The organism is Acinetobacter sp. USHLN143 (assembly GCF_037145695.1).
GTDB classification, from domain to species: domain Bacteria; phylum Pseudomonadota; class Gammaproteobacteria; order Pseudomonadales; family Moraxellaceae; genus Acinetobacter; species Acinetobacter fasciculus.
In genome coordinates, this window is record NZ_JBBCWZ010000269.1 from 1 (window position 1) to 291 (window position 291).

Here is a 291-nt window from a genome sequence, read left to right on the forward strand (position 1 = left end):
GTGCATAATCTGCGGATGAAATACATCGATTCAAACAAGCTTTCTGATCCTCAGTTCAAGCGATACACAGGCATCTCATGGTCAACTTTCTATTTGATGGTTGAGCAATTGAAGAAACATGTCCCTGCCAAAGGCAGACCGCCCAAGTTAAGCCTGGAAGACCAGGTTCTGCTCTGTCTGAGCTATTGGCGGGAATACCGAACCTTATTTCACGTTGCGACGAGCTACGGGGTTTCAGAGCCCACAGCCTCAAGAATTGTCCGTCATGTTGAAGACTGCCTGATTCGGTCC

General features: G+C 48.1%; 1 protein-coding gene. It reads left to right on the plus strand.

The genetic code is table 11. The features are described 5' to 3' along the window. Window positions 1-15: 15 nt before the first annotated feature. Window positions 16-291: helix-turn-helix domain-containing protein (locus tag WFH18_RS18025; RefSeq protein WP_180109158.1), on the plus strand; the 276-nt coding region annotated here is incomplete at its 3' end.